This window comes from Bacillus sp. SIMBA_031 (assembly GCF_046535225.1).
Classification (GTDB): domain Bacteria; phylum Bacillota; class Bacilli; order Bacillales; family Bacillaceae; genus Bacillus; species Bacillus velezensis.
In genome coordinates this window covers 1-241 of record NZ_JAWRXC010000624.1, presented here as the reverse complement: position 1 = coordinate 241, position 241 = coordinate 1, and the positions used below count along the sequence as shown (strand labels likewise).

Sequence of the window (241 nt, the reverse complement as noted above, 5' to 3'; positions counted from 1 at the left end):
CTTCAAGCTTTCGTTGTATGGACCTCAAAATACCCGCTTCTGTTTCTAGTTCCAGCTCCGTTAAGATTTGAATAATGATATTCAAAAAATCATCTCCGGAAACATTGGGTTCTAATTGACTTACCAATATTTGGTTTTCAATAAGCTCATTGATAAATTCTGCAGCATCGGCCTGAGTAGTTTCCCCTCGGCTCAACATCTGTATAAGTTCGTCTGGTGTTTTCCCATTTTTGGCTATATC

The 241-nt window shown here is 38.6% G+C and carries 1 protein-coding gene; it reads right to left on the bottom strand.

Translation table 11 applies throughout. The features are described from left to right. The coding region (locus SB724_RS21595; protein WP_410573099.1) for a lantibiotic dehydratase at nucleotides 1–241 on the bottom strand (241 nt) is incomplete at both ends.